A 15,454-nucleotide genomic window follows, 5' to 3' on the forward strand; every position below is an offset into this window, starting at 1 on the left:
AGTAACTTTTGAGTAACAAAGTAACTTATGGCGGAAATTGAATGCTCTGATAACGAGACAAACAGAAAACAAATCATGGCTGTTCACGATGCAATGGACGTATTGAACGGCAAGTGGAAAATTTCAATAATATCATCGGTTTGTTATTACAACAAACGGCGTTTTTCTGATATTTTGAATGACGTGAAGGGTATTTCCAATAAAATGCTCAGTAAAGAGCTGAAAGAACTGGAAATGAACCAGCTTGTAAAAAGAATAGTTAAGGATACTCAACCCGTGACGGTGCAATATCAGCTGACAGAATATGGTTTAACGCTGAAAAAAATTATTGATACTTTGGCTGATTGGGGAATCGAACATCGAAAAGTAATTGTTGGGAAGAAATGATAATAAAGAACTGGTAGTAAGAGCTTTTCTTTTATTTCCTGCGGAATTTCGGCGGCGGAAGCGTTATGATAATTCCTTCAGGTTGAACTTTCCCAACGGAACAAGCAACGAATTAAGTAAACGCGAAAGGATTCGAACCTTTGATCGTCCCGATTAAAAACCGGGATGCTCTATCCTGTCTGATGTATTAATTGAAGTTATAGAACACAAAAAAACTCACAATACAAATTGTGAGTTTTAAAGTGAGCGCGAAAGGATTCGAACCTTTGACCGTCTGCTTAGAAGGCAGATGCTCTATCCAGCTGAGCTACGCACCCATAAAAAGTTGATTCCCGCTTAGTTTTACAAGCGCATTAAAAAAAGTCGGGGCGGCAGGATTCGAACCTGCGACCTCCTGGTCCCAAACCAGGCGCGATGACCGGACTACGCTACGCCCCGAGTATATTGTAAGAAAAAGAAAAGCGGAGGGTAAGGGATTCGAACCCTTGCGACACTTTCGCGTCGACAGTTTAGCAAACTGCTCCGTTAACCACTCCGGCAACCCTCCTTTTATCTTTATTTTTTAATGATCGTTATTCCGTTATTGCGAGTGCAAATATAGAATAGATTTCTTTATTTACCAAATAAATTTCAAGAAAATTTTGCGTATTTTTGAGCTAATAAATGATTAAAAAATTAGACTAATGCGTAAAACATTATATATCATCGGATTAACCGCTTTTGTTTTTTCTTGTGCCCCTCAGAAGAAAGTTGTGAAAACAACATATAAGCCGAAAAATCCAGTGACACAGCCAAAAACCGTAGTTAAAACTCCTGTTGCAGATAAGCCGAAACCACAAATTACAAGTGATCATGGAGTAGAGTTTTTTACAACCAATATTGCAGATCCTACCAAAAATGATAATACAGCAAGTTACGGCTCCATTGTCTCCGCAAAACCGGCCGGATATAAAGTAGTAAAAACCTATTTTCCTGCGATAGCGCAAAATTTCAGACAGAGATATTTAATATTACACTATACTGCTTTACCGGATGATAAATCCATAACTGTGCTTACCCAGCAAGCGGTGAGTGCACATTATCTTGTTAATAATATAGGGGATAATCAGATTTATCAACTGGTAGATGAAAATAAACGGGCGTATCATGCAGGGATAAGCTCTTGGAGGAATGATAAAAACCTTAATGATAATTCGATTGGAATTGAAATTGTAAATACCGGATATACTACTGATGGGACCGGAAAAAGGATTTTTGCCCCGTTTAGTGATGAACAAGTAAGAAAGGTAGCTGCATTAGCAAAAGATATTGCCACCAGATACCAGATTCCGGCGACCAATGTTTTGGCCCACTCCGATATTGCACCAACCAGAAAACAGGATCCGGGACCAATGTTTCCATGGAAAAAATTATATGACGAATATCAGATAGGAATGTGGTACGATGAAGCAGCAAAACAAAGTATCTTTGAACTGGCACAAACCGATTTTACAACCCGATATAATGAGCCGTCGTTTATCTTTTTAATTCAGACAGCACTTCAGAAGTTCGGGTATGGGATTGAGCCGAGCGGAAAATGGGATGATGCAACAAAGAAAACCATTGAGGCTTTTCAATATCATTTCCGCCCTCAGAATTATGATGGAATAATGGATGCCGAGACCTGGGCCATATTGCAGGCTCTCAATCAGAAGTATCCGGTAAAATAAAATGAAAAAAAGCGCATCTGTTAACGATGCGTTTTTGCTATATTTAAACGATAAAAAAATAGAAAATCTGTAATGGAAAATTTCAGACAAGAAAGCGATTTGCTGGGAGAACTTAACGTGCCGGTGGACGCTTATTATGGAGTGCAAACCCAGAGAGCGATCGATAACTTCAAAATTTCGGGACAGCTTCTGTCTTCATATCCTGATTTTATTAAAGGATTGGCTTTTGTAAAAAAAGCTGCGGCTAAGACTAATTATGAATTAGGGCTTTTGGAAGAAGATCTTTATTTCAAGATTGCAGAAACATGTGATGAGATCATTGATGGACAACTTCATGAACAGTTCCCTGTGGACATGATTCAGGGAGGAGCCGGTACTTCGATCAATATGAATGCGAATGAGGTAATCGCCAACAGGGTTTTAGAAAAGTTAGGAAAGAATAAAGGAGAATATCAGTATTGTTCGCCAAACGATCATATCAATCTTTCCCAATCTACCAACGATGCTTATCCTACAGCTATTAAAGTTGGGCTTTTACGTATGAATGTACGATTGGTTGAAAAACTGGAAAAAATAGTAGCTGCTTTTCGTGCTAAAGGCGAGGAGTTTCACGATGTTATTAAAATGGGTAGAACTCAGCTTCAGGATGCGGTTCCTATGACTTTAGGACAGGAATTTGAAGCATTTGCTGCTAATCTGGAAGAAGATATTTCTAAACTGAATAATAATGCCGATCTCTTTGTTGAGGTCAATATGGGAGCGACTGCTATTGGAACAGGGATTAATGCTCCGATCGGCTATGCCTCTCTTTGTGCTAAAAATCTGGCTCAGCTGACCGGTTTTCCGATTGTTTCCGCACCAAATCTTGTGGAGGCAACTCCGGATACAGGATCTTATGTGATTTATTCTTCTGCTATGAAACGTCTTGCGGTAAAACTATCCAAGATATGTAATGATTTAAGGTTGCTGACTTCAGGTCCGAGAGCGGGTCTTTTTGAAATTAATCTACCTCCGATGCAGCCGGGATCATCGATCATGCCGGGGAAAGTAAACCCTGTGATTCCTGAAGTGGTAAACCAGGTGTGCTTTAAGGTAATAGGAAATGATCTTACGGTAACTTTTGCTGCCGAAGCAGGACAGTTGCAGCTTAATGTAATGGAGCCGGTACTTTCGCATGCGATTATGGAAAACATTAATTTCCTTTCCAACGCTTTGGATACACTTCGTACAAAATGTATAGTTGGCATTACCGCTAATAAGGAAGTTTGTTTGAATATGGTAAAACACAGCATTGGTATTGTGACTGCACTTAATCCTTATATTGGATACAAACAATCGACACAAATCGCTAAAGAAGCATTGGAGACAGGAAAAAGTGTATACAACCTTGTACTCGAAAAAGGAGTGCTTACTCAGGAGAAGCTGGATGAAATTCTTGATCCTAAGAACATGCTGATGCCGCATAACAAGTAAAATTAGTTATTACCTAAGAATAAAATAATATAAGATCTTCATCTGAAAATATTCAGGTGGGGATCTGTTTAATACAACCCGAACATTGAGGTTTTTAATAATAATTCCTGCACACAACGAAGAGGATCATCTTCCATTTACCCTGGATTCTTTACAGCAACAACGTTATAAGGATTTCAAAGTTGTGGTTACCAATGATGGTTCCACAGACCATACCCCTGAAATTATTAAACGATATACGGATACAGATTCCCGTTTTGAAACAGTTAACCTGCAGAAGTCGACTCATCAGCCAGGTTCCAAAGTAGTTAATGCTTTTAAAAAAGGATTGGAGACTCAGGATTTGGATCATTTTGATATAATCTGCAAGTTTGATGCGGATATTATTTTGGACGAAAATTATCTTGAAACAATAGAAAAATCTTTCAGCAATAACCCCAAATACGGTTTGGTAGGTGGTCTGCTGTATGTAGAAAAAGAAGGAGATTGGGTGTATGAGGGAAATTCAAATAAAAATCATGTAAGGGGCCCGCTGAAGGCGTACCGCAAAGAATGCTTTCTTGAGATCGGTGGATTAAGGGAAACATTGGGCTGGGATAATATAGACTCTATACTATTGGAGCATTTAGGATGGAAAGAAGTCGTTCTACCGGAATTAAAAGTAAAATTGATTAAAGTAAAAGGAGCTGATTATACAGTCAGGGAATCGGATTATTACGGACGTTATTTTTACTTTCTTGGGCTAAACAGATTTCTGGCATATGTTGCATCCTTAAAGGAAGCGATGAAAATCAGATCTGTTTCATTTTTTTTCTCTATCATTAAAGCCTATGAAAGCTGCAGGTCTAAAAAACTGGAACTGAAAATCAGCAAAGAAGAACAAAAGGTTATTAACAATAAACGATGGGAGACTTTAAAAAAGAAATGGCTTTGAGGATAAAATAAATAAAAACATTTTGAAAAACATAGCTTACATAGAAATAGATACACATGCTGAAATTGCCCGTGCTTTCATGGATATTATAAAAGGTTCGGAAGAGTTTACGGTAGACTATTATTTTTCAAAAAAAATCAAAGATCAAATTAAGGAAGATGGCGAAACGATTTTTTTGTCTGACAGTTCCATGATCAGTGATCAGCTGAAAGCAAAAAAGTATGATATCATTATCATCGGGACGGCACATCGTTATTTCAGTACTTTCCTCGCGATTGTTCAGAAATATAAAGCTGCTGTTATCACCCATAACCTGAATTTTCCTCAATCCTCAAAATTAAGCTTAATCAAAAGCATTTTCAAAGAAGACTTTATTTACAGGCTTAAATTATGGTGGAAAGAAGGTCTTTTCTATTCTTCAAAAGTTTACCAGGATGCAGGTTATCTTCTTGTGCTGGATAATGCACTCTGTACGGGTAAATATCAGTTTCTTCCCCTTTTTTATACTTCCAATTTTAATAGGGTTCAACAGGATGATGTTAATATTGTAATTCCCGGAGGAGTCTCTCAGAAAAGAAGGGATTATGATCATATTTTTAAAACAATCCGGACTTTAAAAACAGATCAAAGATTCACTTTTATATTTCTTGGGAAAGCTCAGGGTGAAGAATTAAAAGCGCTTGAAAAATTATCCGGGAATTTACCTGCCAATATTACCATACATTATTTTAAAGAAAGGGTTTCGGCAGAAGATTATGACCTATGGATGGCAAAAGCAGATGTATTATGGTGTCCTGTTCAGCAGCAAACTGAATTTTTCAGTCAGATAGAGATTTATGGAAAAACCAAAATGACCGGAAATGTAGGAGATGCGATCAAATATGGAAAATTGGCTGTTTTTCCTAAAAACTATTCCTCGCAATTGGATTTTATCATTCCGGAAAATGAGAACATTGCCGAGCAGTTTCAACAGCTTAAAAGACAGAGTTTTGACTTTCAGAAGAACTATAGCAAAGAAAGTATCCGGAAAAAGCTCGGGGATGTTTTAAATGGTCTTATTTAAACTTAAATATCCCTTTGATGAAAGCTGCATTCAAATAATCCTCAACAGGGAATATTTTTGTGAAATAATTTCCGATATAAATAAGCACCAAAACTACGCTTGGTTTGTAGATCAGGTTAATGAAATTATTATTGAAAGTAGGCAATACAATAGCCACGGTAATTGCTAACGTACAGATAATAGACACAAAGATCATCTCAATAGATAAGGGTGAAACCTTAAACACGAAATAATTAAAGGCTATTTTAATGACATTATAAGTAGTTAATGAAATGGCCGTCGACAAGGCAATTCCAATCAATTTCAAATCGGTATGCTTAATGAAATAATAGTTAAGTCCTATTGTTAAGCCTGCGAGAAGAAGCATAACTACGATGTTGAAACGATAGTATTTTGAAAGAGAAATAATATTTCCGTTGAATCCTGTTGCGAGATCTATTAAAACCGCTGAACCCCAGATCCAGACTACGGGTTCATATTCCCTGAGCATTGTTCCGTTCTTGGGCATGAACTGAGTAAGAAAGGGGAATCCTACCATAATGCAGGAAAATAATATGGCCCCTAGAAAATATAATGATAATGAGGTTTTTTTATGAAATCTGTCCAGTTCTTCCATATTCCCTTCCGCTAATGTTTTGCTGATGATCGGAGCAGAAATATTAAATAATCCCAGTTGTGGAATAGAGATGAGCGAAATCAGCGCGTACAGGACAGCATAGATCCCATTCTCTTCCATTCCCATGAATTCGCCGATCATAAAACTGTTAATCGCCAGATAATTTCCAAAGGTTCCTAAAAAACCGAAGAAACTGTAGTTCGTAAATTCTTTCCAGAAATTATTTTTTTTGAAATAGTCGGTACTGAAGTCGAGTTTGATCTTTTCTAACCTGTTCGTATAATAAATATACCCTAAGAGCATCAATGCGAACATACCAAAGAAAAAGGCAAAAGCGATCTGCTGAGACAGAAGTAAATATGAAAAAAGGCAGAAGGCTCCTAGGTTTGCTATTTTAGGGAAAATATTGTCGAAGATATTGGAGACAACAATTCTCTTATAATTTGAAGTGTATTTATTGAATAGGGCGCAGAGTGATAAAATCAAAACCATAGGTAAAATAATTTCCTTACTTTTCCAGGCTTCAAGCTTTGTAAACTTGGGATAAATCAACGGAATGATGAAGAAAACAATAGCAAATACCGCAAAATTAATCAGAATGGTGAGCAGTGAGATGGAAAGCATATTTTGCTTTTTGCCATCCTTTTCTACCCTGTGGAAAAATTTAACGTTAGAATAAGAAATTCCCAATACAACAAAGGGAACAAGCATTTCTGCAGTAGGCAAAATGTAGCGAAGCTTTCCGTAAAATTCAAAATTGCTCGGAAAGATGAATATGGCTGATACGGTACCTAACAAGAAACCTATATAACCGATAATGGAATATTTGAATCCTTGTCTTGCTACTACACTCATAAAGATATTTTAAAAGGTTTTGGGTATAAAAATAATGTTGTTGATATATTCCGTTTTGTTTTTTTCGTCACTTGTATTTCGGACCAAAATTTCCTCCGTAAGCTTTTCAAGGCTGAAAAGGGATCGGTCTAAATAATGCGCTTCATAACCCCAGCTTTCTACATGGGAAATCTCTCCCCAAATAGGCTTGTCATGATGTCTTTGTTCCATTTCCACCATAAGGGTTGGTAGGAACTTTAGAATGGTTTTCTTTCCGCCGAATAGGGTTTTTATCTCATTTCCTTCAACATCTATCTTGATGAAATCCAGTTTTTTAAGACCTTCTTTTTCTGCCCAGTCGTCCAATTTTGTGACTGTTACTTTTTCTGTGTAACTCTTTTCCTCACCTTTTTCCTTATAGGAAGTATTCAGTGTCCCCCTTGAAGCTACCATTTTTCCATTGATGATGGGAACTTTAAATTCAGCAACTGTATTTTCATCCGAAAGGGCTAAAGAAAGAAGATTCATAGAAGGAAACAACCTTTTTAAGCGGGTATACAATTTATGGTTAGGCTCAAAAGCATAAATATGCTGAGGTTTGAGTTTATGTTCCAGCTGGTATAAAAATGTACCTACATTGGCACCAATATCAAGAATCACATCGTCTTCTGACAGATATTCTTTGATCCACACCAGCTCCGGTTCTACATTTCGTGCTGAAAAGTTATCCTTTGAAAGGTGATGTAAACTTTTAAAATATCTGCTTTTATAAAAACTTGGACTGATGTACTGTAAGTTTTCTGCAATTCTTTGGTATAAAGACATCCTTGATTATTTGACAGAAAGCAAAGATAATCAAAAATGTTAAACTCATGTTAATTTTGTTTAAATCTAACGCATTGATTTTCAATTAATATATACATGTCTGTTTTATTTTAAAAGAATATGTAACTGGTTGTAATTCTTTTATTTCAGGCATGTTTAAAATAGATTCTTGTAGTTACAGAAAAGGGGTATTCAGAAAATCATTGAATGGCTTCATAAGTTTGAAAACTTTGGTTAGCTCCTTAACGGCATTTTTATCCAAAACTGTTTCATCCTTGATGTTGTACACAACAATAAAATTTTTCAGTTTTAAATATTCTGCCATCGGATCTTCTTTCTCGAATCCCTGGGGTATCTTTTTTAATTGGTCACTTTGATCCAGTTCAGGAAAATGCTTTTTAAAATCTTTGTTATTAACAATTTTAATAAAGTCATCAGCATATAAGGAGATCTCTTTTCGTACTTCTTTTAAAACTGATGATTCAGGCATATAAATACCGCCTGCCAAAAAAGACTTTCCTGGTTCCAGGTGAAGATAGTAACCTCCTTTCTGGCTTCCTTTTCCCATTCCTAATGACGCTCCAAAGTTTGTTTTATAAGGTATTTTATCTTTTGAAAAACGGGTGTCCCTGTAAATCCGGAATAGAGCTTTTTTAGCATCTATTTTAGCAAGCTCTCCATCGAACGCCGACATTTCTTTTATAAGGTCTTCCAGAAATGCAACCACATTTTCCTGCGATTCGGTGTAAAGATGTTTATTTTCATTAAACCACTCGCGGTTGTTATTTTTGGATAATTTTTTGAGAAAATCAAAGGTTTTTGTAGAAATGGTGGCGGACATGTTTTTTAATTTTAACCAAATTTAAGTAAATCTATTCATATGTCAATGCCTCAATCCGATCAGGATTTGAAGCATTAAAACAGGATGATGTCCAGAAACTATATTTTTTATGGCAAGACAGCAAATACGATAAAAAATCCTGTTGTGAAATGGCTAATGGTGTTTGCATAACAGAAAGTGTCACAACAATAATTGAAGATCTTTCTTTTACATATTTCATGCAATTTTCGGGAATATTAAAATAAAAAAATTATAATTCCTGATTTTATTTTTGAAAATTCATTAATCTCCACGAAAAAATCAATCCAATTTAACAAAAAAAAATATTGTTTAATATTTTTTTAACATAACGGTTTATTTTTTGCGGTTAATTTTTTAAAAATTAAAAATATATTAAAGTATTCTGAAATTAAGATTCGTTATTTAACACTTTATTCAAAATAAAGTCAAATATTAATTGTATCTTTGCAAAAATTTTAAAATATTTAATGAATTTATTTACGGAGTCCAATTTAAGTCCTGACATCCTTAAGGCTATTGGCGAAATGGGTTATGAAAGCCCGACAGAAATCCAAAAACAGACTATCCCTTTTATTCTTTCAGATATACGCGACTTGATCGCACTTGCGCAAACTGGGACAGGCAAAACAGCAGCTTTTTCGCTTCCGATTTTGGATATGATTGACGATACGAGTCGCAAAATCCAACTATTGGTGCTTTGTCCGACACGGGAATTATGTCTTCAGATTTCTAAAGACATAAAGAATTACTCTAAGTACATGCAGAATATCAAATCTACAGCAGTGTACGGAGGTAGCAGTATTATGGACCAAATACGTTCTTTGAAGGAAAAACCACAAATTATTGTAGGTACTCCTGGAAGAGTAATTGATTTGATTAACAGAAAAGCACTTGATTTTTCTGCGATCCATTGGTTGGTTTTAGATGAAGCTGACGAAATGCTTTCAATGGGTTTCAAAGATGAATTGGAAACAATTTTAAGTGAAACTCCTGAAACAAAACAAACTTTCTTATTCTCTGCAACGATGAATAAAGAAGTGGAAAGAATTTCTAAAAATTATCTTACAAAACCTCACCGTATTTCAGTGGGTTCTATTAACGAAGTTAAAAAGAACATTAAGCACGAATACTATGTGGTAGGATATCGTAATAAAAAAGAAGCTCTAAAAAGATTAATTGACGCAAACCCTAATCAGTATTCCATTATTTTCTGTAGAACAAGAATGGAAACTCAGGAAGTGGCAGATTTCTTAATGCAGAACGGTTATGCAGCTGATGCACTTCATGGTGATCTTTCTCAGGCGCAGAGAGATACGGTAATGAAGAAATTCAGATTGAAAAATATCGACATTTTGGTGGCTACCGATGTAGCAGCAAGAGGTTTGGATGTGAACTCACTAACTCACGTTATCCATTACTCTCTACCTGATGATCCTGAAGTATTCGTTCACAGAAGTGGTAGAACGGGTAGAGCTGGAAAAGACGGTATTTCTATGGCTTTGATTAAGCCTGAAGAAAGCAGAAAGCTAAAACAGATTAAATCAACAACAAAGATTGATATTGTTGAAAAAACAATCCCTACAGGTGATGATATCATCAAAGCGCAGGTAGGAGGCGTTTTCGAAAAGCTATTTACGGAGCATGAAGACTTATTTGAGTTTGACGACAGCTTGATTCCGGATCTTAGCAAATTCACGAAAGAAGAATTGGTACATCAGTTACTGCAGTTCCAGTTGAAAGATCTTGCATTGTACTATAAAGATAAGCATGATCTTGCTGAACAGAAATTCAGTACCAGAGATGATGATTACTCAAGAAGAGACAGAGGAAGAGATCGTGACCGAGACAGAGGAAGAGACCGTGATAGCAGAGGTGGAGACAGAAGAGATCGTGGAGGAAAACCTAGAAGAAAGAATGAAGATATGGTAAGATTCTTCTTCAACCTTGGAAAGAAAGATCAATTGAAAAAACTGGATGTTTTGGATATTATCAATAAAGCAACTGCCGGAAATGGTAAAAAGAGAGCTGAAATTGGTGATATTGAAATTTTAGAGAAATTCTCATTCTTTGAAATTGAGAAATCATTTAAGGGAGAGCTTTTGAATAATATTTCTTCAATGAAATTCAGAGGAAAAGATATGAGAGCTGAAGAAGCTAATTAAAACTCATTTTTATATAATATAAACCGGCTTATAGCCGGTTTTTTTGTTTGATAATCAGCACTTAAACCAATGTTAACAAAACTTAATGTTATATACTTTTTGGTAAGGTGCTTTTTTAGGAAATTTGCAGACGAATTATAAATACTTAAAAATGGGAATTGGTAATATTTTCCACGCTTTTCAGCCTAAAGATAAAATCTTCTTCGTGCTTTTCGAAAAAGTAACTGAAAATCTAGTAGCAATGTCTGAAGAGTTCAACAACGGGGTGAAAGATTTTGACCTTAATGACGACTCTATGTTGAAGAAAATGAGCGACTACGAACACAAAAATGATGAGCTTACGCACGAAATCTTTATTGAGCTTGGAAAAAACTTTATAACTCCTTTTGACCGTGAAGATATTCACACTTTGGCCACAGGTTTAGATGATATCGCAGATTATATCTACGCTTCAACAAAATATATTTTCTTATATAAATCGCCTTTAATGAAGGCATATGCAGACTTCTCATTGTTGATTCATAAAGCATGTCTTGAAATTCAGAATGCAATGAAAAACCTGAAAGGATTCAAAAATATGGATCAGGTGAAAGAAGCTTGTATCAAAGTAAACTCTATTGAGAATATTGCTGACGACTTACTTTCCAATTCAATGGTAGAATTGTTTGAAACAAACGACGCTATCAATATCATCAAAGTTTCATCTGTACTTAATTATCTTGAAATAGTAACCGACAAAGCTGAAGATGTAGCTAATACTATTGAAAACATTATGATCAAATACGCATAAACAATATAACAAAAAATGGAATTTCCGATTTTACTTACGGTTATTATTGCTTTAGCTTTAATTTTCGATTATATTAATGGTTTTCATGATGCGGCCAATTCAATTGCTACTATTGTTTCTACAAAAGTTTTAACTCCTTTTCAGGCTGTGCTTTGGGCGGCACTATGGAATTTTGCAGCCTTTTTTATCGCAGCATACATCATTGGAGAATTTAAAATTGGTAATACGATTGCCAAAACCGTTAATGAAAACTTTATTACCCTGGAGGTAATATTTTCAGGTCTTGTGGCAGCTATTGCCTGGAACCTTTTAACATGGTGGTTTGGTATACCATCTTCTTCATCACATACCCTAATTGGTGGTTTCTTAGGTGCGGCTTTAATGCATGCTTTCATCCTGGATTATCATGATGTAGCAGCTGCTCAGCCCAATCTGGGTTTTATAGATACTTTCAAACAGGCATTTTATCAGGTTACAACACAAAGTGTGGTTAAATTTGATAAAGTAATTCCTATCTTCCTGTTTATTTTTATGGCACCCGTTATCGGGATGGTCATTTCAATCATTATCACATTGATTATCGTTCATCTTTATAAGAGATCAAACCCTCATAAAGCAGATAAGTCCTTTAAAAGATTACAGCTTGTTTCTTCAGCCCTATTTAGTCTAGGACATGGTCTGAATGATGCACAAAAAGTAATGGGAATTATCGGTGCGGCTTTAATTTATTACCATGTACAGATTTTACAGGATCCTGTATACTTAAATATACCTTCTGCCGGACGATTTGATTATTTTGCAGAACATTATCTTTGGGTACCTCTGGTTTCTTTCCTGGCGATAGGTCTGGGAACAATGAGTGGTGGATGGAAGATCATCAAAACAATGGGAACCAAGATTACAAAGGTAACTCCGCTGGAAGGTGTAAGTGCTGAAACTGCAGGAGCTATTACCTTATTTATTACCGATCATTTTGGTATTCCGGTATCTACCACACATACGATTACAGGGTCTATTATTGGAGTTGGATTAACGAAGAGGATTTCAGCGGTAAGATGGGGGATTACAGTAAGCTTGCTTTGGGCTTGGGTATTAACGATTCCTATCTCTGCTATTGTAGCGGCAGTTACTTATCTTTTGGTCGCTTTTCTTTCCTAGATATTAATTTAAAATTACAATACTGAACTTTGTCCAAATGGGCAAAGTTTTTTGTTTTATAAAGATTTGAAAAATCGTATTTTTGTTGGAAATTATTGGATTTTATGGAATTTTTAGACAAGTACCAACAGCTGGTTGCTGACGCTATTACCAAGTACACTTTTAAAGACAAACCTGCGGAATTATATGAACCGATGAATTACATCATTTCACATGGTGGAAAACGTCTGCGACCTATTATGGTTCTGATGGCTTGTGACTTATTTGGTGGTGATCTTAAACAGGCTATTAAGCCGGCTTTGGCGATTGAATTTTTCCATAACTTCACATTGATTCATGATGATATTATGGATGAAGCTCCTCTGAGAAGAAATAAGCCTACTATTCATACTTTACATGGAATTAATGTAGGGATCTTATCCGGAGACGGGCTGATGCTGAAGGCATATAAATTTTTTGAAGATCTTGAACCTGAAATATTTAAAGCCTGTATCCGAATATTTACCCATACCGGGCTCCTATTATGTGAAGGGCAGCAGTACGACATTAATTTCGAAACACAGGAAGATGTGACTTTCGATGATTACATCAGAATGATTACTTATAAGACCGGAGTATTAAGTGCTTCATCTTTTGAGATCGGAGCTTTAATTGCTAAAGCTAATTTTAAAGATGCCAAGTCTATTTTTAATTTTGGAAAACATATAGGAATTGCTTTCCAGATCATGGATGATTACCTGGACGTTTTTGGAGATCAGGCTCAGTTTGGAAAAAAACATGCAGGTGACATTTATGAAAATAAAAAGACTGTTCTTTATCTTTTGGCAAGAGAACACGCCACGGAGGAAGAAAGAAAAGAATTGGATCACTGGTACTCTAAAAAAACCGATAATATCGATAAGGTGTACGGAGTAGAAAAAATCTTCAGAAGAACAAAAGTAGATGAAAAAGCATTGCGTTTAATTGAAAAGCACAATGAAATAGGGCAGAGTTATCTTAAAAAAATTAATATTCCTGAAGAAAAGAAAAAGCCATTCATAGAACTCGCTAATTATCTTTTAAGAAGGGAAAGCTAATGAGTTTCTGATTATTAAAGGTTTTGCTAAGGAGTTGTTTAGGCTTCTTCTTCCACCTTTAGCTTTAGCCTCTTATATTTACAATGAAATTCAGAACCGAAGTTGACATCAAAGAATCTGCAAAAAAGATTGAAATTGAAGATAAAATATTTTCAATAGGTTCCTGTTTTGCCTCAGAGATGTCGGATCTGCTTCACCAGGGACAGCTTCAGACGGTCAATAATCCGTTTGGAACCCTGTTTAATCCGTTTTCGATCAATAACGCAATACAAAGGCTTCATGATTCACACTTTTATGAAGAAGAAGATTTAATCACGTTTAATGACGAATTTATTTCCCTTGACCATCATACGAAATTCGATACAAGGTATATTCATCAGACACTGGATAAGATCAATGGCCATTTAGAAGAAGGGAATCTCTTTTTGCAGGATACTAATTGGGTTATTATAACCTATGGAACCTCCTTTATTTATGAATTTCAGCCTAAAAACAAGCTGGTAGCCAATTGTCACAAAATTCCACAAAAATTCTTTAACAAAAGGTTGCTAACCCATCAGGAAATCACAGATTCTATTTATCAGACCATTTTTAGCCTGAAAGATATCTGTAAAGAAGATGTTCAGATTTTGTTTACGGTTTCTCCCGTAAGACATACCAAAGACGGTATGATGGAAAATCAGTTAAGCAAATCAAAATTGATATCTGCAGTACATGAAGCTATTTCAGGGATTGAGAACTGTCATTATTTACCCGTTTATGAAATATTGATGGATGATTTAAGGGATTATCGTTTTTATAAAGAAGATATGATTCATCCCAATTCTCAGGCTGTTCAGTATATCTTTGATAAATTTGGAGCTGCTTATTTTGCGGAAGACACAAAGGAGTTTATCAAAGAAAATTTTAAAATCCATAAAGCGCTGCAGCACAGGACAGCAGATGAAAAAGATCCTAAATATGTTGATTTTAGAGAAAAATTAAAGCAAAGAATTGAAGCTCAACAGAAAAAGGTAAAACATAAGATATTCCAGTAATGATAACAGACTTTACAAAGATGGATTATTTGGAAAGCGGTAACCAGAGGCAGCAAAGGGCTCACGTATTGCTTACAAAATATCAGATTCTGGAAAAACTAAAAGATTTCTCACCCTTGCTTGCAGGAACTATTCCTATTGAAATTGATATTGACGGAAGCGATCTGGATATCATTTGTGAAGTTAAAGATGAAGATTTCTTTTTGGAAACGATCCGCCTTTCTCAACTTATTCCACCAGGAATTCATTCCAAAGTAGAAAAGATTAAGATAAAAGGGGAAAAATCTATTGTGATCAATTTTAATCTCGAAGAGTTTCCCATAGAGATTTTTGGTCAAGATAAACCGACGACGCAACAAAATGCTTATCGCCATATGATAGCAGAGTACACAATATTACAGGAGAAAGGAGAGGAATTTAAACAACAGATTATAGAGCTTAAGAAGAAAGGGATAAAAACGGAACCGGCTTTCGGTGTATTAATGAATTTAGAAAACCCTTATGAAGATCTATTAAAATTTTAAAATT

The 15,454-nt window shown here is 35.6% G+C and carries 14 protein-coding genes and 3 tRNA genes; 11 read left to right on the plus strand and 6 right to left on the minus strand.

Translation table 11 applies throughout. The features are described from left to right. The first annotated feature begins 27 nt into the window (after window positions 1-27). A complete protein-coding gene (locus PFY10_18595) occupies window positions 28-387 on the plus strand; it encodes a helix-turn-helix domain-containing protein (GenBank protein ID WBV56206.1) in 360 nt (119 codons plus the stop codon). 243 nt (window positions 388-630) lie between these two features. Here the strand turns inward: PFY10_18595 and PFY10_18600 are convergent. From PFY10_18600 to PFY10_18610, 3 genes are all read right to left on the minus strand, one after another. Next, window positions 631-704: transfer RNA gene (locus PFY10_18600), tRNA-Arg, on the minus strand. Window positions 705-750: 46 nt separating this feature from the next. Next, window positions 751-825: transfer RNA gene (locus PFY10_18605), tRNA-Pro, on the minus strand. A gap of 24 nt (window positions 826-849) precedes the next feature. Further along, a tRNA-Ser gene (locus PFY10_18610) sits at window positions 850-934 on the minus strand. A gap of 136 nt (window positions 935-1,070) precedes the next feature. Here PFY10_18610 and PFY10_18615 point away from each other — a divergent pair. The 4 genes from PFY10_18615 to PFY10_18630 all read left to right on the plus strand — a co-directional run bounded on the left by PFY10_18615 (window position 1,071) and on the right by PFY10_18630 (window position 5,566). Further along, window positions 1,071-2,096, plus strand: coding sequence for an N-acetylmuramoyl-L-alanine amidase (locus PFY10_18615; GenBank protein WBV56207.1), 1,026 nt, complete (start codon window positions 1,071-1,073; stop codon window positions 2,094-2,096). A gap of 72 nt (window positions 2,097-2,168) precedes the next feature. Then, window positions 2,169-3,569, plus strand: a complete 1,401-nt coding sequence (gene aspA, locus PFY10_18620; protein ID WBV56208.1) for an aspartate ammonia-lyase — start codon at window positions 2,169-2,171, stop codon at window positions 3,567-3,569. A gap of 85 nt (window positions 3,570-3,654) precedes the next feature. Next, window positions 3,655-4,503, plus strand: a complete 849-nt coding sequence (locus PFY10_18625) for a glycosyltransferase family 2 protein (GenBank protein WBV56209.1) — start codon at window positions 3,655-3,657, stop codon at window positions 4,501-4,503. Window positions 4,504-4,525: 22 nt separating this feature from the next. Next, window positions 4,526-5,566, plus strand: a complete 1,041-nt coding sequence (locus PFY10_18630; GenBank protein ID WBV56210.1) for a hypothetical protein — start codon at window positions 4,526-4,528, stop codon at window positions 5,564-5,566. Here the strand turns inward: PFY10_18630 and PFY10_18635 are convergent. The 3 genes from PFY10_18635 to PFY10_18645 all read right to left on the minus strand — a co-directional run bounded on the left by PFY10_18635 (window position 5,559) and on the right by PFY10_18645 (window position 8,682). After that, window positions 5,559-7,037: a polysaccharide biosynthesis protein gene (locus tag PFY10_18635; GenBank protein ID WBV56211.1), complete on the minus strand. Its 1,479-nt coding sequence runs from the start codon at window positions 7,035-7,037 to the stop codon at window positions 5,559-5,561. The genes PFY10_18630 and PFY10_18635 overlap by 8 nt on opposite strands. Before the next feature lie 9 nt (window positions 7,038-7,046). Beyond that, window positions 7,047-7,841, minus strand: a complete 795-nt coding sequence (locus PFY10_18640) for an FkbM family methyltransferase (GenBank protein WBV56212.1) — start codon at window positions 7,839-7,841, stop codon at window positions 7,047-7,049. 175 nt (window positions 7,842-8,016) lie between these two features. Then, entirely contained in the window at window positions 8,017-8,682 is a 666-nt protein-coding gene (locus PFY10_18645) for a DUF2461 domain-containing protein (GenBank protein WBV56213.1), read from the minus strand. 488 nt (window positions 8,683-9,170) lie between these two features. On the opposite strand from PFY10_18645, the gene PFY10_18650 reads away from it, so the two are divergent. The 6 genes from PFY10_18650 (at window position 9,171) to PFY10_18675 (ending at window position 15,450) form a co-directional block, all read left to right on the plus strand. Next, a complete protein-coding gene (locus PFY10_18650; protein WBV56214.1) occupies window positions 9,171-10,865 on the plus strand; it encodes a DEAD/DEAH box helicase in 1,695 nt (564 codons plus the stop codon). 151 nt (window positions 10,866-11,016) lie between these two features. Beyond that, window positions 11,017-11,655: a DUF47 family protein gene (locus PFY10_18655; protein WBV56215.1), complete on the plus strand. Its 639-nt coding sequence runs from the start codon at window positions 11,017-11,019 to the stop codon at window positions 11,653-11,655. A gap of 15 nt (window positions 11,656-11,670) precedes the next feature. After that, the gene (locus PFY10_18660; protein WBV56216.1) at window positions 11,671-12,813 is read left to right on the plus strand and encodes an inorganic phosphate transporter; all 1,143 of its coding nucleotides are present in this window, start codon (window positions 11,671-11,673) and stop codon (window positions 12,811-12,813) included. A 104-nt stretch (window positions 12,814-12,917) separates the two neighbouring features. Beyond that, on the plus strand, window positions 12,918-13,889 hold the full coding sequence (locus PFY10_18665; GenBank protein WBV56217.1) for a polyprenyl synthetase family protein: 972 nt from the start codon (window positions 12,918-12,920) through the stop codon (window positions 13,887-13,889). An 83-nt stretch (window positions 13,890-13,972) separates the two neighbouring features. Further along, window positions 13,973-14,926, plus strand: a complete 954-nt coding sequence (locus PFY10_18670) for a GSCFA domain-containing protein (protein WBV56218.1) — start codon at window positions 13,973-13,975, stop codon at window positions 14,924-14,926. Then, window positions 14,926-15,450 carry a DUF4269 domain-containing protein gene (locus PFY10_18675; GenBank protein WBV56219.1) on the plus strand — a complete coding sequence of 175 codons (525 nt, stop codon included), beginning with the start codon at window positions 14,926-14,928 and terminating at the stop codon, window positions 15,448-15,450. Before PFY10_18670 ends, PFY10_18675 begins: the two co-directional genes overlap by 1 nt. Window positions 15,451-15,454: the final 4 nt, after the last annotated feature.

It is taken from the genome of Chryseobacterium daecheongense (assembly GCA_027920525.1).
Classification (GTDB): Bacteria; Bacteroidota; Bacteroidia; order Flavobacteriales; family Weeksellaceae; genus Chryseobacterium; species Chryseobacterium proteolyticum.